The 23,842-nt window shown below is 47.9% G+C and carries 18 protein-coding genes; all 18 read right to left on the reverse strand.

Annotated elements, in window-relative coordinates; all coding sequences use genetic code 11:
- The 18 genes from alaS to B9A14_RS12785 all read right to left on the reverse strand — a co-directional run bounded on the left by alaS (window position 1) and on the right by B9A14_RS12785 (window position 23,840).
- Window positions 1-2,670: an alanine--tRNA ligase gene (alaS, locus tag B9A14_RS12700; RefSeq protein WP_231968020.1), complete on the reverse strand. Its 2,670-nt coding sequence runs from the start codon at window positions 2,668-2,670 to the stop codon at window positions 1-3.
- Between the two features lie 151 nt (window positions 2,671-2,821).
- Window positions 2,822-3,397, reverse strand: a complete 576-nt coding sequence (locus tag B9A14_RS12705) for a TlpA family protein disulfide reductase (RefSeq protein ID WP_084666121.1) — start codon at window positions 3,395-3,397, stop codon at window positions 2,822-2,824.
- Window positions 3,398-3,481: 84 nt separating this feature from the next.
- Entirely contained in the window at window positions 3,482-4,192 is a 711-nt protein-coding gene (locus B9A14_RS12710; protein WP_084666123.1) for a cytochrome c biogenesis CcdA family protein, read from the reverse strand.
- Window positions 4,193-4,335: 143 nt separating this feature from the next.
- A complete protein-coding gene (locus B9A14_RS12715; RefSeq protein ID WP_231967761.1) occupies window positions 4,336-7,485 on the reverse strand; it encodes a molybdopterin-dependent oxidoreductase in 3,150 nt (1,049 codons plus the stop codon).
- On the reverse strand, window positions 7,482-8,702 hold the full coding sequence (gene nrfD, locus B9A14_RS12720; protein WP_084666125.1) for an NrfD/PsrC family molybdoenzyme membrane anchor subunit: 1,221 nt from the start codon (window positions 8,700-8,702) through the stop codon (window positions 7,482-7,484). Before nrfD ends, B9A14_RS12715 begins: the two co-directional genes overlap by 4 nt.
- Before the next feature lie 26 nt (window positions 8,703-8,728).
- Complete coding sequence (locus B9A14_RS12725; RefSeq protein WP_231967762.1) at window positions 8,729-9,412, reverse strand: 4Fe-4S dicluster domain-containing protein; 684 nt, start codon at window positions 9,410-9,412, stop codon at window positions 8,729-8,731.
- Between the two features lie 218 nt (window positions 9,413-9,630).
- A complete protein-coding gene (locus B9A14_RS12730; RefSeq protein WP_084666128.1) occupies window positions 9,631-10,968 on the reverse strand; it encodes a sigma-54-dependent transcriptional regulator in 1,338 nt (445 codons plus the stop codon).
- Window positions 10,965-12,800, reverse strand: coding sequence for a sensor histidine kinase (locus B9A14_RS12735; RefSeq protein WP_084666130.1), 1,836 nt, complete (start codon window positions 12,798-12,800; stop codon window positions 10,965-10,967). The genes B9A14_RS12730 and B9A14_RS12735 overlap by 4 nt, the downstream gene beginning before the upstream one ends.
- On the reverse strand, window positions 12,766-13,806 hold the full coding sequence (locus B9A14_RS12740) for an ABC transporter substrate-binding protein (RefSeq protein WP_084666132.1): 1,041 nt from the start codon (window positions 13,804-13,806) through the stop codon (window positions 12,766-12,768). The genes B9A14_RS12735 and B9A14_RS12740 overlap by 35 nt, the downstream gene beginning before the upstream one ends.
- A complete protein-coding gene (locus B9A14_RS12745) occupies window positions 13,803-15,065 on the reverse strand; it encodes a M48 family metallopeptidase (protein WP_231967764.1) in 1,263 nt (420 codons plus the stop codon). Before B9A14_RS12745 ends, B9A14_RS12740 begins: the two co-directional genes overlap by 4 nt.
- Before the next feature lie 33 nt (window positions 15,066-15,098).
- Window positions 15,099-15,773, reverse strand: a complete 675-nt coding sequence (gene deoC / locus B9A14_RS12750; protein WP_084666134.1) for a deoxyribose-phosphate aldolase — start codon at window positions 15,771-15,773, stop codon at window positions 15,099-15,101.
- 74 nt (window positions 15,774-15,847) lie between these two features.
- Entirely contained in the window at window positions 15,848-17,152 is a 1,305-nt protein-coding gene (locus B9A14_RS12755) for a pyrimidine-nucleoside phosphorylase (protein WP_084666136.1), read from the reverse strand.
- Window positions 17,149-18,324, reverse strand: a complete 1,176-nt coding sequence (locus tag B9A14_RS12760; RefSeq protein ID WP_084666138.1) for a phosphopentomutase — start codon at window positions 18,322-18,324, stop codon at window positions 17,149-17,151. The genes B9A14_RS12755 and B9A14_RS12760 overlap by 4 nt, the downstream gene beginning before the upstream one ends.
- A 21-nt stretch (window positions 18,325-18,345) precedes the next feature.
- Window positions 18,346-19,065 (reverse strand): GntR family transcriptional regulator, encoded by a 720-nt coding sequence (locus B9A14_RS12765; protein ID WP_084666140.1) that lies wholly within the window; start codon window positions 19,063-19,065, stop codon window positions 18,346-18,348.
- Between the two features lie 23 nt (window positions 19,066-19,088).
- Window positions 19,089-20,003, reverse strand: coding sequence for an ABC transporter permease (locus B9A14_RS12770; RefSeq protein ID WP_084666142.1), 915 nt, complete (start codon window positions 20,001-20,003; stop codon window positions 19,089-19,091).
- A gap of 3 nt (window positions 20,004-20,006) precedes the next feature.
- Window positions 20,007-21,122 carry an ABC transporter permease gene (locus tag B9A14_RS12775; protein ID WP_084666144.1) on the reverse strand — a complete coding sequence of 372 codons (1,116 nt, stop codon included), beginning with the start codon at window positions 21,120-21,122 and terminating at the stop codon, window positions 20,007-20,009.
- Window positions 21,112-22,659: an ABC transporter ATP-binding protein gene (locus tag B9A14_RS12780; protein ID WP_084666146.1), complete on the reverse strand. Its 1,548-nt coding sequence runs from the start codon at window positions 22,657-22,659 to the stop codon at window positions 21,112-21,114. Before B9A14_RS12780 ends, B9A14_RS12775 begins: the two co-directional genes overlap by 11 nt.
- Window positions 22,660-22,739: 80 nt before the next feature.
- A complete protein-coding gene (locus B9A14_RS12785; protein ID WP_084666148.1) occupies window positions 22,740-23,840 on the reverse strand; it encodes a BMP family lipoprotein in 1,101 nt (366 codons plus the stop codon).
- Window positions 23,841-23,842 lie beyond the last annotated feature (2 nt).

Genomic DNA, 23,842 nt, shown 5'->3' on the forward strand with positions numbered 1-23,842 from the left:
TTACCTGCCCCTTTCCCCACCCGAAGCCCTAAGTTGCTCCGCCACTACTTGAAGGGTGTAAGCCAGGGCCTGATCTAACTTAGCCGGATCCTTTCCTCCAGCCTGGGCCATATCCGGCCGCCCTCCTCCGCCTCCAGCTGCGATACGGGCCACCTCACGCAATAAGTTCCCCGCATGTATACCTTTAGCCACTACATCTTTACTGGCCATAGCCACAAAATTTACCCGTCCATCGCTGGCTGAACCTAGTATTACTACTCCTGAACCCAACTTATCCCGTAGCAGATCCGCCATCTCTCGCAAGGCCTCTGCATTAGCTACCTGCACCTTGGCTGGAAGTACCCGTATCCCAGCGACTTCCTTGACCTGGGCCAACAATTTCTCTACTTCATAGGAAGCAAGCCTATGACGTAAGGAAGATATCTCCCTTTCCATTTCTTTAAGCTGCCCCAACAAGGTTTCCAACCGGTGAACTATTTCTCCAGGAGGGACCTTTAGTAAGCTGGCTGCTTCCTCCAGTTCCGCCCGTTCACGTGTGGTTACTTCCAGGGCAGCCCAGCCAGTAACCGCCTCTATCCTTCTTAAACCTGAACCTATCCCGCTTTCACTGGTAAGCCGGAAAAGACCTATCTCGCTAGTAGTAGCCACATGGGTTCCCCCACACAGCTCTAAGCTATAATTCCCGATCTTCACCACCCGAACCCGTTCGCCGTATTTTTCACCAAAAAGAGCGATAGCGCCCATGGCTTTGGCGTGAGACAAAGAGGTCTCCAGAGTACTCACAGGGAGGTTGGCCAGGATCTGCTCATTGACTCTGGCCTCCACAGCTTTCAATTCCTCTACTGTAAGGGGGGCAAAGTGCGTGAAATCAAAACGTAGCCGGTCGGGAGCCACTAGGGAACCGGCTTGAGCAGCATGCTCACCCAGGACATCTTTTAAAGCCCTATGGAGAAGATGAGTAGCCGTATGGTTACGGGCAATACTCCGACGCCTTTCTCGGTCCACAGCGAGCTTAACCCGGGTACCAGCAGTCAACGTCCCCTTTTTAATCTCTACTTCATGGAGGATCCTACCATCAGGTAAACGACGGGTATCTTGGACTAAGGCCTCTCCCTCTGCCCAAAGGATCTGGCCCTGGTCTCCCACTTGACCGCCGCCTTCTGGATAAAAGGGCGTCCGGTCAACTAAAACATATCCTTGCGTCCCTTCTTCTAGCGCCTCGACCCGCTGCCCTTCCTGTACTAAAGCCAAAACTTTTGCTTCCTCCTCGAGCCGCTCATAACCGGTGAAAAGGCTTTGAGCAGTCTCCCCTAAAGCACTCGCCAGGGCCATAGCAAATTCATAGGCCTTACCTTCCTCCCGGGCAGCCCTGGCCCGCTCCCTCTGGGTTTCCATAGCCTGGGCAAAGCCCTCCCGGTCCACCTCCAGCCCCCTTTCGGTGGCAATCTCCTCCGTAAGGTCCAGGGGGAACCCGTAGGTATCGTAAAGGATGAAGGCTTCCTGACCGGTTATAATTTTACGACCTTCTCGGGCGGCCCGATCTAAGATACCGTTTAGGACCCGCATACCTTCATGAAGGGTACTATGGAACCTTTCTTCCTCCTGGCGGATTATCTTAGCAATCTCTTCTTCCTTTTCCACCACTTCCGGGTAGGCTTCACCCATAATCTCAGCTACAACCGGTACCAACCGGTAAAGGAAAGGACCATCCAGCCCTAAGGCCATTCCTAACCGGGAAGCCCGGCGCAAGATGCGGCGCAAAACGTAGCTGCGTCCCTCGTTTCCAGGCAATACCCCATCAGCTATAATGAAAGTACACGAGCGCGCATGGTCAGCGATAACCCGGAAGGGGAAGCCTCCTTCTCCGCGGTCGTACCTACGGCCGGTTATTTTTTCTACCGCTGTGATAAGGGGCCAGAGGAGGTCAGTTTCAAAATTGCTATCCACCCCCTGGAGGATAGAGGCCATACGTTCTAGGCCCATGCCGGTATCGATGCTAGGCCGGGGCAAAGGAGTGAGATTCCCGTCTGCATCGCGGTTATACTGCATAAAAACCAAGTTCCAGATCTCCAGCCACCTATCGCAGTCACAAACCCCCAGGGCACACGTTTGAGATGCGCAGGCATATTCAGGCCCGCGGTCATAGATGATTTCGCTACAAGGTCCGCAAGGCCCGGTATCTCCCATGGCCCAGAAATTATCTTTTTCACCCATACGGACAATCCGCTCAGGTGGCAGATCGGCTATCTCCTGCCAGAGCTCGAAGGCTTCTTCATCATCCTTAAAAATCGTAACCCATAATCGCTCCTTGGGCAGCTCCAAAACCCGTGTTAGAAACTCCCAGGCAAATTCAATAGCTTCTTTCTTAAAGTAATCACCAAAGGAGAAATTACCCAGCATCTCAAAAAATGTATGGTGCCGGGCCGTTCGGCCCACCGTATCTAGGTCATTATGCTTACCTCCAGCCCGGACACATTTCTGCGCCGTAGCAGCCCGCGTATACGGACGCCGGTCCAGCCCTAAGAAAACATCTTTAAACTGCACCATACCGGCATTAGTAAAGAGCAAGGTGGGATCATTATAGGGTACCAGGGGAGAACTGGGCACAATGGTATGCCCTTTATCTGCAAAAAAGCGCAAAAAACTTTCGCGCAAGTTACTTCCCCTCAAGACAGACCTCCACTCCTCGTCAAAACTAAACCTCGCCCCCGCTTGTCCGGGATGACGAGGTTTGTCGGCTAAATTTTCCTTCATTATAACGCTATTTCTATCCCTTTGTCAATTAAGGTGCCCGTCCCGTCTACACACGCTTGCTTCGATTTTACTTCTCTTGAATTTCTCCTAAAACGCGTTCGAGGAGCTGTAAAGTAAGAGGTCCGGTGTATTTAAATTTTATAACCCCCTGGGCATCCACTAAATAACTTGTGGGAATGGCGCGAACTAAGTAATAATTTTCCGCTATGCCTTTCGTGTCCAGAACCACAGGAAAGGTGTATCCATTTGTTTCTAAAAACTTCTTTACTTCCGCCGGGGATTTCTCGCTAGAGGTCAAGTTTACAGCTACGACCTCGACCTTCCCCTTATATTTCTTAAAAAACTCCTGTATCTCTGGCATTTCCACCCGGCACGGCGGGCACCAACTTGCCCAGAAATTGAGGAAAACAGGTTTACCTTTAAGCTGGGAGAGGGTAATAACCCTCCCCTGTAAATCCGGCAAACTAAAATCCGGGGCCAGATATCCCACCTCTGGCCGAACTTCACCTTTCCCAGCTTCCGGGTCGCTAGCCGGCTGTTGGACCGTTTTAAAGGCAGAGCGCCACAAGGAAAATCCTCCAGCACCAGCTAAGAAAAGAAGAACCACTCCTACCAATACTAACAATCCCGCATTGCGTCGCATAAAAAACTCCTTTCTGCCTTAACTTCTTCGCACCCTTTTAGCGCCATACCCAGTTGGGAGGCACTACAGCTAACTTTTGGGCAGCTAAAAAGTGAGCCAAGAGGCTAGCCGGCCCCAATTACCTGTCAATATAAGGAGACCCGCTCCCACCAGCACCCAGCCGCTTCCTTTAACAAGGCGGGGCATCCAATCTCCGTAGCGCTTTAAACCCTGGGCCAACCATCCCCAAAAAAGGGCTGTAACGAGGAAGGGAATGCCCAATCCCAGGGAATATGCGGCTAACAAGTAAGCACCTGCGCTTAAGCTTGCGCTATTTCCAGCTAATACTAAAATAGATCCCAATACAGGCCCGATGCAGGGCGTCCATCCAGCAGAAAAGGCCATCCCTAACAAGAAGGCACCTAAAGGCCCTACTTTCCGCGGCTGGAAATTAATCCTCTTTTCCAAGTTAAGAACTTTTAGCTTCAGTATCCCGGCCATATGGAGACCAAAAATAATCACTATTAATCCGCTTAGCTTCCGCAATAGGGCCTGATACTTAAGGAAGAGGGCACCTATAGCGCTGGCTGAAAGACCTAAGAGGATAAAGATTATACTAAAGCCTGTTACAAAAAGAAAGGCCCTCATCGCCACCGTTATCCTCACATCCTTTGCTTCAATCCTACCCAGCTCAGCTACTGTGGTGCCTGCAAGATAGCTCAAAAAACTTGGAACCAAGGGCAGGACACAAGGCGACAGAAAAGAAATTAAACCTGCTGTAAAGGCTACTAAGAAGGAAACAGGGGTAAAGAGCATTATTATCAACCTTTTTTCGAGGATATTATTGTATTCGAGGATATTATTGTATTAGTTCTCTATATATAATACAACAAAACTGCTCCAGATACTATATAAAAAGGGTTAGTTTTTCGTTTCAAGAAGGCAGGGCTTTTATGTTTTTAATATTTCTCTATCTCCACCCAGGCATCTAACTGGGCAGCGCCGGTGCCAATAAGATCGGAAAGTCCTCCTATTTTTAAGGCTGGGTCAGAAGGCAGTAAGTTATTGGCGGAGAAACCAGAATTCCGGGGGCCCGCTAGCCCCGCCTCTTCATGTTGAGGTTCCCCTAAAATTATAGCCCGGTCGCTATAATGGCTGGGAGGCAGGGGCTGGCGCTGGCCATCAATTTCAATAGGAGTGGCCCCATAAGAATAAGTCCCATAGTTATAGGACGTGCCCACTACTCCTGGGCGTATGCCGGAGGTTACCAGGACCCGGCCGACGGCTTCAAAGTACCTTGATTTTATACGTACCCTATCGCCCGTCTTTAACCCTCGCGGGAGAGCATCCGCGGGATTTATCCAAATATAGTTTTCCCGCTGGATTTCTCTGAGCCAGGCGTCGGCTATATTCCGGTGGGTTCCGATATGGCGCGCCTTCCAGCTGATGAAAAATAGCGGCAGTACCTTTTTCATTTCCTCTCCATTGTAACTTCTTACGGGTTCTAACCTTGGCAGGCCATCAAAGAAACGGCCAGAATAAGAATCCCGCCCCGCAGCGACACCCTCATCATAAAAGTTAGCCTGGCCGGCAAAGCGGTATTTTAAGTGCTCCCCTATATACTCTTTTCCGGGCCTTTCGAACCGCCCACCCCGGTTTAGGACATACACTACTTTCCGCCACTCCTCAGGCTTTACGGCTTTCTCCCAGAGTTCGGGTTTAAAGAAGGGGCCTAGAGCTTTGCGTCGGGTCTGGTAGAATATTTCCATTTCCTCTTGGCTGGCATCCGGCACCGGCTCCTCATCGTAGGCGATATTAGCCACCATTTTAAGATAAAAGTCCTCGCTCCGGTCTAGAGAACTGCCATCCGGAAAAGCGCCTGGTCCTACCCCGGGAAGGTTCATCTTCTTTAAGATCTCGATAAATACATCTTCTATAGAGCGGGCCTCAGGTACGACCCGGGTTACCGGCTGCGTCACGTGCGAGACTTTGACTTTCATATTGGGATAAATAGCTTCGCGTTGCCAACGCTCCAGGTAACTTAAATCCGGTAAGACAAAATCAGCGTAAAGGGCAGTTTCCCCCATGACTACATCAGAGACCACCAGGAGCGGTATAGCTTTCTCGTCCTTTAAAATCTCAGCCTGGAGCCACCCCTGGGGCATGGAAAGGGGAATGGACATAGAGTAGATAAACAGGGCCTTAAGGGGGTAAGGGTAACCTTCTTTAGCGCTGGGCAACACCTCATAGGAGAGGTTTACCCCGAAGGGATACCAGGGCCTTCGGGCAGGGTAGCCATCCCGTTTAAAAAGAGAACTCTTTTCATAAAAAGCTCCTCCCCGTACTAAAGATACGCCCCAGGGCTTAAGGCCTTTAGGCACCTTTAACAGATCATAACGCGGCCCGGTAAAATCTCGGTATTTAGCTCCGGTAGTAATACTTCCTCCCTTCCAATCATGGTTACCGATCAGATGATTTAAAGTATTAATAGCCCGCATGGTGTAATACCCGTTGGTATGCATGGCAGGCCCCCGGTAGACCATCATGGCCGCGCGCTTCCCATGGGAAGTCCACTCCCTGGCAAGATTAACAATATCCTGCACAGATAGGCCACAAATCTTAGCGTATTCCTCTAAGGTCTTCTCCATCACCCTTTCACGGTAGAGGGTAAATACCGATTTAACTTTTATGCCCTGGATCTCCATATCCACTTCCAGCGTGCCCTCGCGTGCTTCAGTATGGGGAACGGGTTTCCCCTTCTCGATAACCACAAACTGCTCTCCACCGATACCCAAGTCCTTAGCTCTCAGTTTGGGCCGACGAGGGTCGCTTAAATTTACCAGGTGGGTGGCATCGGTCCAGGTAGGTTCGTTATCTTCCTGAGCCGCCTTTGGATTAGGATTTAGCAGGTACCTTTCATCATAACGTTTATTTTCTATAATCCAGCGAGCCATACCCAAAGCTAGAGCCGCATCAGTCCCGGGTTTAATCGGCAGCCAAAGGTGAGCTTTCTCTGCTGTCTTGCTGTAGCGCGGGTCTACCACGGCTAGCTTCATGCCTCGGGCCAGAGCATTGGTAAGAGCGGGGGCAAGCCAAGTGGGCCCTTTGTTGGCTACCGCGGGGTTGGTCCCCCAGATGATTACAAATTCGGCATGATCGAGGTCGGGATACAAGCGATCTTTACGTGTAGTCCCGCCTGAAAAAGAGCGAAAATTGCCAATGACGCTGGAGGCGCCGCAGATACCGCCGTGATCTATAAAACTAAGGCTCCCCAGGCCCTGCTGCCATACCCGGGTGCGCATAAAGTCGCGCCGGTCCCCGCCCAGGCACACGATCTGGTTGGCTTTAGGCCCTAAGTCTGGGTGCCGGGTATCGATTAATACCTCACGATATTTTTGGTCGAATTCTTCTTGAGGCATCTCACCTTTCTTAACTTTCTCCCAGTCGCTCATTACTTGTTCCTGGGGGGCATAGCCCCAAAGTTCTTTTAAGCCGGGGGTGCCCAGATCAGGGCTGCCGAACACGATCTCGTTAATAGCTTCTTCCCAAGAAATGGTTTTAAAACGCCCGCTTCCCCGGGGTCCCACCCTTTTAAGAGGTTTCTGTAGCCGGAAGCGGTCGTAGACCGTCTGAATCCCCGCCTGGCCTTTAAGGCAGGTGCGGCCGCCCCGAAAGCTCCTCCCTTCCCGACCCAGCTCATCCTTCCCTTGGGCTGCCTGGGCAGGAGAAGTCTCATAAGGCAGGGGGCCGAAAGGTATAGTATTAAGGGGGCTATAGGGGTTACCAGCTATCTTGCGGACTATAGAAGGTACAGGAAAATCCCCGGGTGCTTTGGCCAAAAGGACCTTGATGCTGCAGAAAGTATTGCACTGGTGGCACATGGTGTAGAGTACATCTGTGGCAGTATACTCCTCTAACTCCTGGTATAGCCCGTGGTCTTGGATAGAGGACCATGACCCTTCCTGAGAGATACGGTAAAGATCTTCCACTAAAGGTGCAGCTAGGGCCAGCCCGCCGGCGAGACAGGCACCCTTAAGGAAAGAACGACGGGAAATTAAACCCTTTTGCCCTTCCATATCCCCCAAATTCACCTCTTTTTTGTGCTTCAAGCTTTAATATCAGAAGGCGCTAACGGAAGTAAATATTCCCCTACAATATAAAGGAGAATTCCTAGAGAAATAATCCCTAAGGAAGACAGTACTTCGATTAGGCTTGGGTAGTACCTGCCTATAGGGAGCCCCTCTAGGACAGGTACTAAAAGAGCCGGCAGCACAATATTGACCCGCACGGCCACAATGCCTAATACCACGGAAACGCCAGCTAGGGCGAGGGCCTTGCTAGAATGGCGGGCTGAGGAATAAAGGAGTACCAGGGGTAACACAAACACAAGGAGAATCTGGCCCACCCAGAAATAAAATGATAATGGACCTGTGAAAAGGGTATAAAGGCTTTCCATTTCTTCGTGGCGCAGGCTATAAAGCGGGATCAGGAACTCGTAAAATTCAAGGCCGAGATCGATTAATAAGAAGCCGGCCAGAAATTTGGCGAGGGCCTGGCTAATTTCTAGATCTTCCGGCTCGTTTTTCTTTTTCCCGGTTAAAATTTGGATTACTAAGAGAAAAGCGGTACCAGAGACCAGGGCTGAAAGGATGAAAATGACTGGGAATAGGCCTGTGTTCCAATAGGGCCGGGCCTTAACAACAGCAAACAAAGTCCCCGTGCCCCCGTGAACCCCGATAACCGCTAGCGGTATCCCCACTATCCCCAAAAGGCGCATGAGCTTCCGGTCGCGTTCCAAGCTTTTTTCGCTTAAATCATCATCATTCCAGGTAAACAAACGGGCTATTAGCCCCATCAAACCTCTTTTCTCGCGCTGCTGTACCAAATCTTTCCGCATGGCCAGGTAAAGTTCGGCCAGCAGGAGCAAAATATAGACCATATAAAAATGCACTTCCCAGGCCAGAATGCTCGTTGTGTTCCAGAAGCGCAAAGTTAACCAGAAACGCTCTATATGGCCTAAATCTAAAAGAATAAAGGTTAGGGCCACCACCATAGAAAGTACAGCCAGGAAAAGGGCCCGACGGCCCACCTTTTCTAAATTGTGCTGGCCAAAAACGTAGACCAGGCTGGAGAGGAGAAAAGCGCCAGCGCTAAGGCCGACAAAATAAATGTAAAGGATAACCCATAAACCCCACGGTGTGATGGAAGATAGGTGGGTAACCCTTAAGCCCTGGGCTACCCGCAGTATTATGGCTATAGCTCCTACCAGCAAAAAGCCCCCAAGGAGCACTTTGGCTGCCAAAGATAAACTTGCACTTGCCTTCACCAGAACTCCTCCTTATAAAGCTTGCCTTATCTTAAATAATACACCCGCGGGCTAGTCCCCAATTCCTCGCGTAACCGGAAGGCGCGGGGGCTAGCTACCAGCTTGGCGACCGTGCTTTCGGGATCGGAGAGGTCGCCAAAATAGCGGGCATCGCCTATGCAGGTTTCCACACAAGCCGGTTCCTCACCGCGCTTTAGGCGGTGGAGGCAAAAGTGGCACTTGCGCACATTCCCCACCGGGCTTTTTTTCTTATCCCGCTTTTGAGGCGCGCGACCATACTCGCTAGCTTGCAAGGCAGAATACCCCAGCATTTCTCCGTCATAATCCCAGCCAAAATCGAAGGACCGGGCGCCATAAGGGCAGGCGGTCATGCAATATCTACAACCTATGCACCGGTCATAGTCGATGACCACAATTCCATTAGAAAGCTTGTAGGTGGCGCCTACAGGACACACCTGTACGCAGGGTGGCTTATCGCACTGCATGCAGGGCCGGGGAATATTTATTCTTTTTACCCTAGGGAATTCGCCTTCTTCCTGCTCAAGGACCACGTTATAGGAAACGCCGGGCGGGGTGCGGTTTTCAGCCTTGCAGGAAACTGTACAAGTGTCGCAGCCGATACACTTGGCCAGATCAATAACCATGGCCCATTGCGGCTTTCTTAAACTTGTGCTTTCTTTATCAGATGCTTTCTTACTCTCAAGGCTCAAAGTTTTCCTCTCCTCCATTTAGTTTTTAATGACTGGGTGGATAGAGCTTAATATCACGAGACTGCCTATAAAAACCTCCCCTAACCTCTGCAGTTAATTAGCAAAACTCATGCCAAATAAAAAACCTCCCTTATAGCCGCATAATCGCTTAACTCCTTGCGACTTAGGGAGGGGTAAAGCAGGACAAAATGTCATAGGCTTTGCCATATTGTCAGGGATTAATTCCCTAGACCATACTCCGCAATCTTGCGGTATAGATTCCGGAGACTAATACCCAAAATCTGAGCTGCCCTAGTCTTGTTACCCCCGGTTGCCCGCAAGACTTGTAAAATATGCTCCTTTTCTACTTCCTCTAAAGTTCGCAACCGCTGATCTCCTCTGGTACATGAAGTGTTCCAACCATAAAACAAGTGTTCTGGTTTGATAGGCCCTTCTCCAGCCAGAAGAAGGCCCCTTTCTATTAGATTGGCCAGCTCTCGAACGTTCCCTGGATAATCATAAGCCAGCAAGGCTTCCATGGCTTCCTTACTGACAGGGGGTGGTTCCTTATGAGGAGAAAACCTGCGTAAAAAATATTGCACAAGGCAAGGGATATCCTCCTTTCGCTCCCGTAAAGGTGGCAGGTGAATAGTAATTACGTTAAGTCGATAATACAAATCTTCCCGGAAACGACCTTCCCTCACTTCTTTTTCGATACAGCGATTGGTTGCAGCCACCACCCGCACATCCACTGAACGCAAACGGTTATCGCCTACCCGCCGGAATTCTCCTGTTTCTAAGAAACGGAGAAGTTTAACCTGCAAAGCTTGATCCATTTCCCCAACTTCATCTAAGAAAAGGGTGCCTCCTTCAGCTGCCTCCACCAACCCAGGCTTATCCGTCAGTGCTCCGGTAAAAGCACCTTTGACGTGTCCAAAAAGCTCACTTTCCAGTAGCTCCCGAGGTAGGGCTCCAGAATTAACAGGTATAAAGGGCTGGCCGGCCCGGCGGCTCCAGGCATGTAAATTTCTAGCCACCAGTTCCTTCCCGGTCCCGGTTTCACCTTGAATCAATACGGGCACCTCACTAGGGGCCACTTTTTGTATCAGTTCTAAAACTTGCCGGATGGCCGGGCTCTGGCCAACAATTACTCCACCTTCTTCGGGCCATAATGCCCTTATTAACCCTGCGTTACGGGTGAGTATATACTTTTTCTCCAGCGCTTTTTCCAGAACAATTTCCAGTTCTTTTAAGTTACAGGGCTTGGTCAAGTAATCATAGGCACCAAGCTTCATAGCCTCTACTGCTGTCTCTATCGTCCCATAACCTGTAAGTATAAGTACCTGGAGGTCGGGCTGGAGCTCCCGGGCTTTACGCAGAAGCTCAAGGCCATTCAGGTCGGGCATTTTGAGATCAAAGATCGCTACATCAAAAGTCCGGACTTTAAGCTCATCCACGGCTTGCTTTCCTCGGGTTAATCCCACTGCCTGGTAGCCCCGGCGCTTTAACCGCTCTACCAGAAAATCACAAAAATCCTTCTCATCATCTACTACAAGAACTGCTCTCTGCCCCTTCATCCATTTCCTCCCCTCTGTCGGGCAGGTAGATAAACCTTAACTGTTGTTCCCTGCCCCAGCGAGCTTTCCACTACCATCCTTCCTCCCAACTCTTGGATAATACCATAACAGATAGACAATCCTAAGCCCGTTCCCTGCCCCACCGGCTTGGTGGTAAAAAAGGGCTCAAAGATCTTCTCCAGATTTTCTGGCGGGATACCCTTTCCTGTATCTATTACAGAAATCTCTATCTCCTGGCCCTTCTTTATAGCCTTAATACATATTTTGCCTTCTTTTTCTATAGCTTCCACCGCATTAGTAAGGAGGTTAAGGAGCACCTGCTCTAATTGTAATCGGTCCGCATATACTTCCAGGTCCTCCTCTATCTTAAGGGTTAGCTCGATACCCTTCTTCTTAAGGGTATAATCCATCAAAGAGACTATTCCTTGCACCAGTTCATTGATTTTAACCCATTCCCTTAAGCCAGGTGCAGGCCGAGCGAAGTCTAGAAGCTTCCGGATAATACTTGTACAACGGGCCACCTGTCTCAGTACCGCAGTCAGGTAGGCTTTCCATTCCCCCTCTTTAAAGCAGGTAGTTCCTCCCTCTTCCAAGCGCTCCAGGAAATCTTCCGTGTAGGCTGAGACAATGGCCAGGGGATTATTTATTTCATGGGCCACCCCAGCAGCCAGGCGACCTACAGCGGCTAGCTTGTCCGTCTGCCGGACTAAAGCCTCCATTTTAGCCTTTTCTCTTAGCTCCCTGCTCATATAGTTAAAGGTCTCCTGTAGGCTAGCCAGCTCCCCCACACTGGACATAAGATTAACTTCTACAAAGTTACCCCTGGCTACTTCTAGGGCTGCTCTGCCTAACTCCTCAATGGGCCTGCTAAAGTGCCAAGAGAGATAGGAATTTAAAAGCAAAAGTAAGGCTACCACCACGGCCAGTAAGGCGAGCAGATGCCAGGCTGCAGTTCTTACAGGGGCCATAGCCCAACTTACGGGGTATTCTATTATTATCCCCCACCCCAGATCCCGTAAAGGTATAACCGCTCCTAAAACTTCCTGTCCATCGTGGGAAACATACCGGGTAGGAGGCTTCTTCCCTTGAAGGAAATCTCGCACTGCAGGGTTTCTCCGAACACCAAGCTGGCGTAACACTAAACTGAAATCCTGATGCCCGATAAGCCGTCCTGTAGAATCTATAAGGTAAATAGTCCCCCCTTGTTGAGCATGGGCTTTAGTTATACTATCCATTATACCCTTCAAGCTTACCTTAGCCTTAAGCCCTCCCACGGGCCAGCCCCTGGACAAATCCCACAGGGGGACAGCCAGGCTAAACAAGGGTCGGCCATCTTCTTCTATCTCTACCGGCCCATAATAACGTTCCCCTCGTCCCACCCTTTCAATTAATTCTCTATCATAGAAGAAGCGTTGCTCTCCCGGTACCACCAGGTGGCGGCGGGAAGCCCTGGCCAGCTCTTTTCCCGTTAGTTCAACTACACTAACCTCCTCAAGATAAGGGGATAAACGGAGTATAGAATAAAGAATACGTTCTGTCTCCTTAAAGGGCATTTCCAAAAGTTCTTTTCCGTATCTTATAGAGAAAGCCTGGAGAAGCCCCTCTTGTTGTGTCGTTAAATTGAAAATATCGTTGGCTATGGCTTCAGCAGCTACCCTGTTCTGTTCCTCTATGGATTTCTCCTGCCATCTGCCTACCAGGTTTAGGTGGTAGGCCCCCAATAACAAAAGGGGTAAAACGGAAATAAACACACCTGCTACCAGTAGGCGAAACCGTAGCTGTCTCCAACGCTTAACTCTAGGGCTTCCCGTAACCAACCCCTCCACCTTCATTTCCTACTATTATCCGATCGACAAATTTTAAATCCTCCGGGTGAAGCTTAAGCCCCAACGTCCGGGCCGTATCTAAATTTACTACTAGCTCTAACCGATCAGGGGTCTCTATGGGAATAGTAGCAGGATCCTGCCCCTCTAGGATCTTATTTACCAGCCGGGCAGCCTGCCTTCCCTGGTCCATAAAAGGGCATCCGTAGGCGGATAAGAGTCCAGCCTCGGCATCCGCTACATTAACCCCCATAATTGGCCAACCTAAAGATTTCCCTGTGCGTCCGATTAATTCGATAGCTTCCCCTTCTTCTAACAAAAAGCTAGAGGTTAAAAGCATCCCCTCTGCCTGTCTGGGCTTCAAGACAGAAAGAAACTTTTTTAATTCCTGTATAGAACTTACAGAAGCGACTTGTAAACTTACGCCTAGCTGGCTGGCCGCCTGCTTAAGACTCGGAAGGCTTTGTATCCCTGGAGCTACTCGAGGATCGACTAAGACCAACACGCACCGGACAAAAGGTAGGAGGCGTACCATGAACTCTAGCCTTTTGACCGCTAGTTCAGTATGAAAATTATCCACCCCTGTCATATATGAAGGTCTAAATCCCCCTTTAACTGAGGCGGCGCCCATAAATACCACAGGTACAGGCTTATTCTGGATAGCTTCTGCTAGGGCCTGGGCCTCCAGCCTCCCCCCTGCCACTAAAACATCTGGTCTTTGGGCAGCCAACTCTAAGGCTAAAGAATAAACCTGCTCCCAACTTCCTTCTGCATTTTTAATCAGGTAGGTGATATCCCTTCCTTCTACGTATCCTAGTTCAGCCAGTCCTAGCTTTAATCCTTCTAACTTACTTGTTCTAGATACATTGGCTAACAACACCCCGACACGTTTAGTTCTCAGATATTGCGGCCGTTCCTTATAAATCCCTACTTTTATGGCCAGCAGAATCACCGAAAGTATTAAAACCCCAGCTATTATAATGCTTGTTACCCACCAGGGCTTGTTAATTTTCAATTCTTTTCTCCTCCCTTTAAAGCTGCCTCGATCCTACGCCAGGGGGCGGGATGGGAATAGGTAAGCCATTCGATAAAAGCTGAAGGAGCTACCTCCTGCAGATTACGCCGGGCCAAATCCACGTGCAGTTCTACCATAACCGAAGGGTTTCTAGTAAGTTCCAAGGCTACCCGGTCGGCCTCGGCCTCTTGCCTCCGGGAAAAGGCATTCTCTACCGGTTGGGCTAAAAACGAAATAAGTTGGAGAAAGACCAAAGTAATGACTAAGAAATGCGGTGGATAGGGCCGGCCTGGTATTATTTCGCCCGGCGCTGTGAGCCGCAAAATATCATATAGTAGAACAAAGAAAATAAACCCTCCTACCATCCCCCATAGCAACCCCTTTACAATATGGCCCTTCTTCCAGTGGGCCATCTCGTGAGCCACCACTGCTTCTACTTCTTCCGGGGAATAGTCACGCAAAAGATTATCATACAGCACTATCCTTTTAGTCTTACCCAGGCCGGTGAAATAGGCGTTGGCTTTAGTGGTGCGCCGGCTAGCATCCATAACCCAGACTTCTTTTACTTTAAGGCCCGCCCTCTCTGATAGAGCCACTACCATAGATTTTACCGGCCCCTCCTTTAGCGGCTCGAAGCGGTTAAAAAGGGGGGCCAGCACCACCGGCCACAAAAAGGTTTCCACCAAGAGCCATACCGCAAAAAAAAGCCCGGCGGCTACCCACCAGGTAAAAGGCCAGCGACCAGTGGACCAAAAGAAAAGCAGCGTCCCAGTACCCGAAAGCAAAAGATCTATTCCGGAAGCCTTTATATAATCTACCCACCAGGAAGCTAGGGTTTGAGTGGAAAACCCCCAACGGTGCTGGAGTATAAAGCCACTGTAAAAAGCAAAGGGGAAATTGACCGCTTTAAGAAGTAACCAAATAGATATAAAAAATAAGCCTGCGGCTAAGTAATACCGCTGGCCGGACCAACGTAAGGCACCCGAGGACAAAGCCGCCGCCCGGCCGCTCCACCAAAGCCACAGGAGCAGGCCAGTTTTAGCCAGGTAGGCTAAAAGACTACTAAATCTCATCACCTGCTGGTAGCGCCGGGCGCGTTCCACATCCAGGGAGGTAAAATATTGCCATACTAAGGAAGGAACTGGCGTAGGGAGGATAAGGAAAAAAAGATATAAAGTTATAAGTAGCGCCACCAACCCCAAAAGCAAACCCCACAAGATGCTGGCTTTGGCCAATTCCTTCCCCATCCTTTCTGTCATAAATTTATTACTCCAACATTACCTACCCTCAGTTTACTCTGGTGCTTCCTGGTAAATACTTAGCCCTGAACTCGTTCCCAGCCGGTTAGCCCCAGCTTCTAGCATTTTAACCGCATCGGAATAGGTGCGGATACCACCAGAAGCCTTTACTCCGGCCTTATCCCCCACCACCTGCCGGATAAGGCGGACATCTTCCACTGTAGCGCCAGGGCCATTAAAACCTGTACTCGTCTTGATAAAATCTGCCCCTTCTTCTAAAGCTAACCGGGTGAGGATAAGCTTTTCTTGTTCCTCTAGAAGGCAGGTCTCAATAATAACTTTGACAACTGTATCTTTATTTTTGGTTTTGGCCGTTTGGATAATCTCTTTTAACTCACGCCTTATATAATCCTCTGCCCCGCTTTTAAACAGACTTAAGTTTATAACCATATCTATCTCTGCGGCCCCATTATCTATGGCTTCGCTGGCCTCCAGAACTTTATTTCTAATGGTGGTAGCGCCCAAGGGAAAACCTACAACCGTACAAACTCTTATCCCAGATCCTTCTAAGAGCTTAGCCGCCCAAGGTACATAGCAAGGATTAAGGCAGACGCTAAAGAAACCGCACTCTAATGCTTCGTTGCAAAGCCTCTCTATATCCCTTTGAGTAGCCACCGGCTTAAGCAGAGTGTGATCGATTACCGCGGCTATTTTTCTTTTATTCCACATGCTAAAAGTTCCCCTTTCTAGTTTAAAATGCCTCTTTTCTTTAGGATTAGCGGTGCCGCTGGTTTGTTTCTCCTCTAAGATACCTCTTCCAAGATAAGGGGTAAAGGCGGAAGAGGAGTAGAAGATAATTTAATACATGCTTTAAGTTCCTCTAGAGCGACCTTTAGCCTGTTCTCATCATTAGCATAAACAGTGACGATGGGCTTCCCTTTATCTATCCGGTCCCCCACTTTACCACCTAGCACCAGCCCTACTGCTAGATCTATCTTCTCCCCTTTCTTTTCTCTCCCGGCACCCAATTTCATGGCTACCTGTCCTAACCTTTCAGCTGGGAGCTCAGCTAGATAAACCTCTTCTTTAGCCAGCCAGCTCTCTTTAAAGCGGGCCTGGGGTAAAAGATTTAGATCTTCTACTACTCGCCCCTCTCCCCCTTGGGCTAAGATAAACTCTCGGAACTTCTCTAACGCTTTCCTACTTACTAGGGCTTCTTTTAATTTCTTTTTGCCTTCCTCTTTATCCTTAGCCTTGCCGCCCAGCACTAGCATAGCGCTTCCCAGCTCCAAGCAAAGGTTTATTAGATCTTGAGAGCCCTCGCCGCGCAAGACCTGTATGGCTTCCGCTACTTCTAAACTATTGCCTATGGCTAATCCCAAAGGTTGGTCCATATTGGTGATGTACGCTATTGTTCTACGACCCACAGAACGCCCTATCTCTACCATAACTTGGGCGAGCTTCCTGGCGGAAGGCAAATCCTTCATAAAGGCACCTTGCCCCACTTTAACATCCAAGACTATCGCATCCGCACCAGCGGCAATCTTCTTACTCATTATGGAACTCGCTATAAGAGGGATGGAATCCACCGTAGCCGTGACATCCCGCAGGGCGTATAATTTCTTGTCTGCTGGGGTCAGTTCTTCAGTTTGGCTAGCTATAGCTATCCCATACCTTTTCACATTTTCTTTAAATTCTTCTAGGGAAAGCTCTACCTTTAATCCTGGTATAGACTCTAACTTATCTATAGTACCTCCTGTATGCCCTAGCCCCCGGCCGGATAGTTTAGCTACCGGTACCCCGCAAGAAGCAACCAAAGGCGCAAGCACCAAAGTAGTGGTATCCGCCACACCCCCTGTACTGTGTTTATCCACTTTTATCCCTGGGATAGAGGATAGATCAAGCCTTACTCCCGAATCCACCATGGCCAGGGTTAAATTTACTGTCTCCTCTATATTCATACCCTGAAAATAAATGGCCATGGCCAGCGCTGCCATCTGGTAATCAGGTATCTCGCCGGAGGTGAAGCCTTTAACAATAAACTCAATCTCCTGGCGGCTGAAAACCCCTCCATCCCTCTTTTTCTTTATTAAGTCGTACATCCTCATAATAATCCCTCCAATGCTTCTAGAAAGGACTTCCCATACGGGGGAGGTTGGACCTTAAAATTCTCGGCTATGGTAGCTGCTACATCGGCATAAGTTTCTCGGGCACCCAGATCTATACCCTGCCGCCAAGAAGGGCTATAAGCTAGCAAGGGTACATACTCGCGGGTATGGTCTGTCCCAAAAGCTGTAGGATCGCAGCCGTGATCAGCAGTTATAAACATAAGATCATTATAATTTAATTCCGCCATCAAAACTGGAAGGTTTTGATCAAAAAACTCTAAGGCTTGAGCAAAGCCATAAACGTCTCGTCGATGTCCATAGAGGGTATCAAAATCTACCAAGTTAGTCCATATTAAACCTCTTTTCATCATCCGCAGGGCCTTTAAAGTAGTCTCTATGCCTTCCTTATTTCCTGAGGTATGAAGGCTATAGGTAATGCCCCTTCCCGCAAAAATATCCTCTATTTTACCTATACCATATACTTCTAATCCAGCCTCTTTAAGGTTATCTAAAACTGTGGGTCGGGGAGGGGGAAGAGAAAAGTCCCTTCTTCCTTCCGTCCTCACAAAACTCCCTGGCTTTCCTCGAAAAGGCCTGGCTATTACCCTAGCGACCATATGCTCTCCTGTTAATATTTCTCTGGCTACCTGACAAAGCCAGTAAAGCTCTTCCAAAGGGATTACCTCTTCATGGGCAGCAATCTGAAACACACTATCAGCAGAGGTATATATTATAGGAAAGCCTGTCTTAATATGGAACTCTCCTAATTCCTCGATTATTTCCGTGCCTGAGGCAGGTTTATTACCCAAAGTTTTTCTCCCTGTTCGCCTTTCAAACTCCTTTATAATTTCTTTGGGAAAACCGGCTGGGTAAGTAGGAAAAGGTTTTGTAAGCCAAAGCCCGGCTAATTCCCAGTGCCCAGTTGTGGTATCTTTCCCGGCCGATTTTTCGGCCATCTTGCCATAGGCCCCTATAGGATTTTTACTTGGAGGTATACTCGGTAGCTGAATTATATGGCCTAGACCAAGACGTTCTAAATTTGGTAGTCTAATCTTAGTTATTGCAGAGATATGCGCCAAGGTATTAACTCCAATATCTTTATAGCGAAAAGCGTCGGGTAATTCTCCTACTCCTACGCCATCTAGCACTATTAATAAAACTCTTTGGAACATAGGCACCCCAGCGTTTCTTCTTTACCTCTTTCGCACTACATAAAACCTAAATTTAGTAGCATTAAAGTAGTTAGAGGAATATAAAATAGGTGTATTAGATTCGTCAAAATGTACTTGTTCTAAGAGAAGTAGGATATCTCCCTTTTTAAACTTCAACTTTTTTTCCGCCACAGTTTCATGTTTTAACGGTATAATCTCCGCTAAAGCATGCGTGATTCTAACATTGCAGAAGGATTCCAGAAAATCGAAAAGGGATTCTTCAACTTGAGGTAGTGTAGGGCCAATAATACTCTCTGGCAATCTATCTATACAATAAACTACGGGTATACCATCAGCTGTCCTGACTCTCTCTATCCGGTAGATTAAACTTCCTGGATTTATACCTAGATACTGAGCCTCATTATCCCGCGCCGGGACTTTTTCTACTTTAAAATCTAGAGTCCCAGGAACTCTCCCCTGCCTTCTTATAAGGGAAGTGACGCTAAAAAGTTCTTCCAGTCCACCTTCAATTAACGGTCTTCTTTTAACAAAGGTACCCAGGCCTTGGTGTTTAATAATAAGACCTTCTTCTTCTAAAATCCGCAAGGCCTCGCGCAAGGTTACCCTGCTTACCCCGAAGCTTTTAGCTAATACCGTCTCTGAAGGCAGCTGTTGCCCCTCTTGCCACTCCCCTCTTTTTATCTTCTCCTTGATTTCTCTTAGCACAATTTCATAAAGCGGTCTCCTATCAACTAACGCCACCTTAAGAAACCACCTCCTCCGTTTTATCCCTCATCGCGGCCATAAGGTATTCCATCAGCAGCCGGTGGCCTGGCTTTAAGAAATACGCCCGCCAAGACTACCAGAGTTAAAACATAAGGGATCATTTTGATAAATTGGTAAGGAACAAAGCCGCTCTCTACCACTCGCAGGCTTAAAGCTTCCGCAAACCCAAAAAGTAAAGCTGCCCACATAGCTCCTACTGGCGACCAATTACCAAAAATCATAGCCGCCAGTCCTATATAACCCTTGCCCTGGGTCATCCCCTCTACATACATGCCTGTGTGCTCGATGGAAAGATAGGCCCCGGCCAGGCCAGCTAAAATCCCGCTAATGAGCACGCCGCTATAGCGGAACAGATATACATTGATCCCCAGAGTATCGGCAGCCAAGGGATTTTCGCCCACTGAGCGCAGCCTCAATCCAAACACTGTCTTTTGAATAACCCAGTAACTTACAGGGACCAAAACAAATCCTAGTACTATCAGGGGTGATAGGTTGGTAAAGAGAACACCAAGATAGGGTATCCTATCCAGCAATGGAATATTTAGGGGGCTAAAGCTATCTACATGGGGGCTCATGGTCGCTTTCTCAAAAAGGGCAAGGCAAGAAAACCTGGCCGCCCCATAGGCCAAGATATTTAAAGCCACGCCACTCACGATTTGATCCACCCGGAAAGTCACGGTGACCAGGGCATGGATAAAGGCTAATACCACAGAAGCAAAAATGGCCAGCAGCACTCCCACCAAGGGCCCATAATAATAGGTGCCTACCGCGCCCCAGAAGGAGCCCGTAATCATCATCCCTTCCAGTGCTATATTAACTATCCCACTCCGTTCGGAATACACTGCTCCTAAGGCTGCTAAAAGAATAGGGATGGTTAGCCGTATAGATGAAGCCAATAACTCCACGATGCTCATATCTTAAGCTGCCTCCTTCTTTTCCATCCGCCGGATGTAGCGGCCCAAAACCTCAGAAACCACTACAATGCTTAAAATCATAATGCCTTGAAGGATAATAACGGTATCCATGGGAACTCCTTCAAAAGCCTGCACTCCCTCAGCCCCCCGGTTTAAGAAAGCAAAAAGTATAGCCGCCAGAATAATCCCTAAGGGGTGATTTTTGCCCATAAGGGCTACAGCGATCCCGGTAAACCCGTAGCCTTTAGGGAAATCAAGATCTAGATAGCCAAAATAAGAAAGCAAATCGCTTAAGCCCGTCAAACCCGCTATAGCCCCGCTTAAAAGAAAGGCTTTTACATAAATGGAGGTAGGATTTATCCCCGCTGCTTCTGCAGCAGCAGGGTTTAACCCTACAGCCCTTAATTCATATCCAAAAGGTGTGCGCCATATTAGGAAATACACGCCTAATGCTGTAAGCAAAGCAAGAGGGAAGAACCAGTTAAGATATACATGCTTAGGCAAATCTATGCCGAAAAGGGCCAAGAAACTATGCATCTTGGGCATCAAAGCTGTAGGAGCTAATTTAGGCATTCGTACTAAAGAGCTCCCCACACCAGGAGCCAATCCTGGCTGCTTGTCTAAGAATATATCGGCAATAAAATAGTGAATCAAAGCTAAGGAAATATAATTTAACATAATAGTGCTTATCACTTCATGTACCTGTCGCTTCACCTTTAAATAAATAGGAAGAATGGTCCACAGCATACCGCCTAAGCTGGCCATTAAGATAACAAGCGGCAGATGTAGCTCAAAGGGCAATCCTTTTATACTAAAACCGGCTAGGGCAGCCAAAAAAGCACCTATTAAATACTGGCCTTCTACTCCAATATTAAAAAGTCCCGCCTTAAAGCCTACAGCTACTGCCAGGCCTGAAAAGATTAAAGGGGTGGCCCCAAACAAAATTATGGCTATACTATCCAGCCGGCTAAAGCCGAAGGTAAACATGGTAGAGTAAACTTTTAAAGGGTCCTTTTTGATTAATAAGATAACCAGTGCTCCTATAAAAGTGGCCACTAAAATAGCAAGCAAAGGAGCAGTTAAGTGGAAAAATAAATACTTGGCCTTTTTAAGCTTCATCAGCTAGTCTCCTCACTTTCTCCTCCTGCGACTTCAACTTGGCACCTAACATAAAATGACCAATCTCTTCTATGCTAACTTCTCCGGGGACGAACTCGGCCACGAGTTCTCCATTATACATCACGCCCACCCGGTCGCTAAGGGAAAGCACCTCGCTTAAATCAGCTGAAACGAGCAAAACAGCGCATCCTTTTTCCCTAGCTTTTAAAAGTTGCTGGTGAACAAATTCAGTAGCTCCTATATCCAAGCCTCGCGTGGGTTGGGAAGCAATAATTAGTTGCGGTTCCCAATCTAATTCCCGTCCCAAGATTACCTTTTGCTGGTTTCCTCCAGATAGGTTCCTTATGGGCAATTCCATAGAACTTAAGCGCACATCAAATTTCTTAATGATTTTATCAGCATACTGCCGAATAGAAGCAAACTTTAAAGAAAAGGGGGAGGAAAAAATACTCAACCGGTGTCTCCCAAGGATGGCATTTTCCCATACACTCATCGGAAGGATAAGTCCTCTATGATGGCGATCTTCGGGTATATAGCCCGTACCTAGGGATTTTATCTCGGCTACTGTCTTGTTATTAACTGCCTGGCCGGAAATTAAAATTCGGCCTTCCACAGGTTTCTTAAGGCCCACCAGGGCTTCTACCAGTTCCGATTGCCCGTTCCCTTCAATTCCCGCAATACCATATATCTCCCCATCCCTTATGCTAAAACTTACTCCTTTCACGGCAACGCGGCCTGAACTGCCTAAAACAACTAGCTTCTCTACTTTTAGCCTTTCCTGACCTGGCTTAACCGGAGCTTTGACCAAATTCAAAAATACGGGACGGCCTACCATCATCTCCGAAAGCTTTGCTTTATCTGTATCCTTAGCTAGAACTGTCCCCATAAGCTTCCCCTGGCGCAATACAGAAATCCGATCAGCTATCTCTAAAACTTCTTCCAGCTTATGGCTTATAAATATAATAGTCTTGCCTTCGTTTTTAAGATGCCTAAGATTAACAAAAAGCTCCTTTACTTCCTGAGGAGCTAAAACGGCCGTGGGCTCATCCAGTATCAATATCTTAGCTCCCCGGTAAAGAACTTTTAGAATTTCCACCCTTTGCTGCTGACCTACAGAAAGGTTTTCTACCCGAGCATTAAGATCCAAGGCAAACTCGTAACGCTCACACATCTCTTTTACCTGCTGGTAGGCCGCTTTTTCTTTTAAGACCCCTACCGTAGCAACTTCTGCCCCCAAGATAATATTCTCTAAAACTGTAAACCGAGGGATTAACATAAAATGCTGATGCACCATACCGATGCCCAAACTTATAGCTCTCCGCGGGCTAACTATATTAACTTTTTTGCCCTCTAGATAAATCTGGCCTTTATCGGGTTGGTAAAGCCCGCATAAGATCTTCATCAAGGTGCTTTTACCCGCGCCATTTTCCCCTACTATGGCATGGATTTCACCTTTGGCTATCTCCAGGGTAATATTATCATTGGCCACAATACCAGGAAATCTCTTGGTAATCCCTTCTAACTTGATGCTTATCATAAAGGCATCCCTTTCACTATATTTAATTGATCGAGGTGGTGGGAAGACACCCCCACCACCTCACTATCTTGGAAAACTTCCTATTTAGAAAGCTTATTCTCAAACTCGCTTAATTCTTGCTTACTAGCAGGAACCTTTATTTCACCTGTTTCGATCTTCTTCTTTAATTCTTCCAGTTTCCCCTTTATATCTTTGAGCATTTCCTCGTTATACTGATTAACCGCATACCCTACTCCATTCTCAGCTATGCCAAAAATACGATATCCGCCTTTAAATTTATTTTCCAAGGTAGCCTTAATGGTATCATATACCGCGACATCTACTCTTTTGAGCATGCTCGTCAAAATGTAAGGCCTCTGATCCGGTTTAGCGGTTAACGACTGGTCGGAATCGACACCTATGACTAATTTCTTTTGGGAGGCAGCCGCCTCTATCACCCCTACCCCTGAAGCGCCGGAGGCATGATAAATAACATCAGCGCCGTTCTTAATCTGGGAAAGGGCTAATTCTTTACCTTTAACAGGATCCTTAAAAGCTTCACCAGTGGTACCTATATAGTCGGAAAGGACTTCGATCTTCGGATTTATATATTTAGCTCCTGCAATATAACCTGCTTCAAATTTTTCAATAAGAGGTATCTTCATACCCCCGATGAAACCTATTTTATTGGTCTTAGTCTTTAAGGCAGCAGCAGCCCCCACCAAGAAGGAACCCTCGTTTTCTTTAAACAATAAACAACTGACATTGGAATCTTCTTTTAAATCAGGTATATACCCGTCGATTAAGCCAAACTTTGTCTGGGGAAATTCATTAGACACTTTTTTGATATGATCAGTAAACATAAACCCTACGCCGAAAATTAAATCGTACTTATCCTCGGCTAAAAGGCGTAACAGCTGCTCCCGGTTTTCTCCTCCTGCGGAAGGTTCTAGATATTTAATTTCGATTTTATCCCCAAAATCCTTCTTGGCTTTTTCTAAACCTGCATAGGCAGCATCATTAAAGGAGAGGTCCCCACGGCCACCCACGTCAAAAACAAGCCCCACGCGTAAAGGTTTGGTCCCTTTGGCTCCTTCTTGAGAAGAGCCCTGATTGGAGGCAGTTTTCTGGCCGCAACCAGCTAGTATAACACTAACAATAAGCAACAAGACTGTTAACCAACCAACTAGCTTTAATCGCATCT

It is taken from the genome of Thermanaeromonas toyohensis ToBE, from assembly GCF_900176005.1.
Lineage (GTDB): Bacteria > Bacillota > DSM-521 > Neomoorellales > Neomoorellaceae > Thermanaeromonas > Thermanaeromonas toyohensis.

Excerpts from the sequence above, each read along its gene's own strand:
- B9A14_RS12710 (WP_084666123.1), bottom strand. The coding sequence starts at position 4,192 with ATGCTCTTTACCCCTGTTTCCTTCTTAGTAGCCTTTACAGCAGGTTTA.
- B9A14_RS12775 (WP_084666144.1), bottom strand. The coding sequence starts at position 21,122 with ATGAAGCTTAAAAAGGCCAAGTATTTATTTTTCCACTTAACTGCTCCT.
- B9A14_RS12760 (WP_084666138.1), bottom strand. The coding sequence starts at position 18,324 with ATGTTCCAAAGAGTTTTATTAATAGTGCTAGATGGCGTAGGAGTAGGA.
- B9A14_RS12705 (WP_084666121.1), bottom strand. The coding sequence starts at position 3,397 with ATGCGACGCAATGCGGGATTGTTAGTATTGGTAGGAGTGGTTCTTCTT.
- B9A14_RS12785 (WP_084666148.1), bottom strand. The coding sequence starts at position 23,840 with ATGCGATTAAAGCTAGTTGGTTGGTTAACAGTCTTGTTGCTTATTGTT.
- deoC (WP_084666134.1), bottom strand. The coding sequence starts at position 15,773 with ATGTGGAATAAAAGAAAAATAGCCGCGGTAATCGATCACACTCTGCTT.
- B9A14_RS12730 (WP_084666128.1), bottom strand. The coding sequence starts at position 10,968 with ATGAAGGGGCAGAGAGCAGTTCTTGTAGTAGATGATGAGAAGGATTTT.
- B9A14_RS12770 (WP_084666142.1), bottom strand. The coding sequence starts at position 20,003 with ATGAGCATCGTGGAGTTATTGGCTTCATCTATACGGCTAACCATCCCT.
- B9A14_RS12755 (WP_084666136.1), bottom strand. The coding sequence starts at position 17,152 with ATGAGGATGTACGACTTAATAAAGAAAAAGAGGGATGGAGGGGTTTTC.
- B9A14_RS12735 (WP_084666130.1), bottom strand. The coding sequence starts at position 12,800 with ATGAAGGTGGAGGGGTTGGTTACGGGAAGCCCTAGAGTTAAGCGTTGG.
- B9A14_RS12745 (WP_231967764.1), bottom strand. The coding sequence starts at position 15,065 with ATGACAGAAAGGATGGGGAAGGAATTGGCCAAAGCCAGCATCTTGTGG.
- B9A14_RS12780 (WP_084666146.1), bottom strand. The coding sequence starts at position 22,659 with ATGATAAGCATCAAGTTAGAAGGGATTACCAAGAGATTTCCTGGTATT.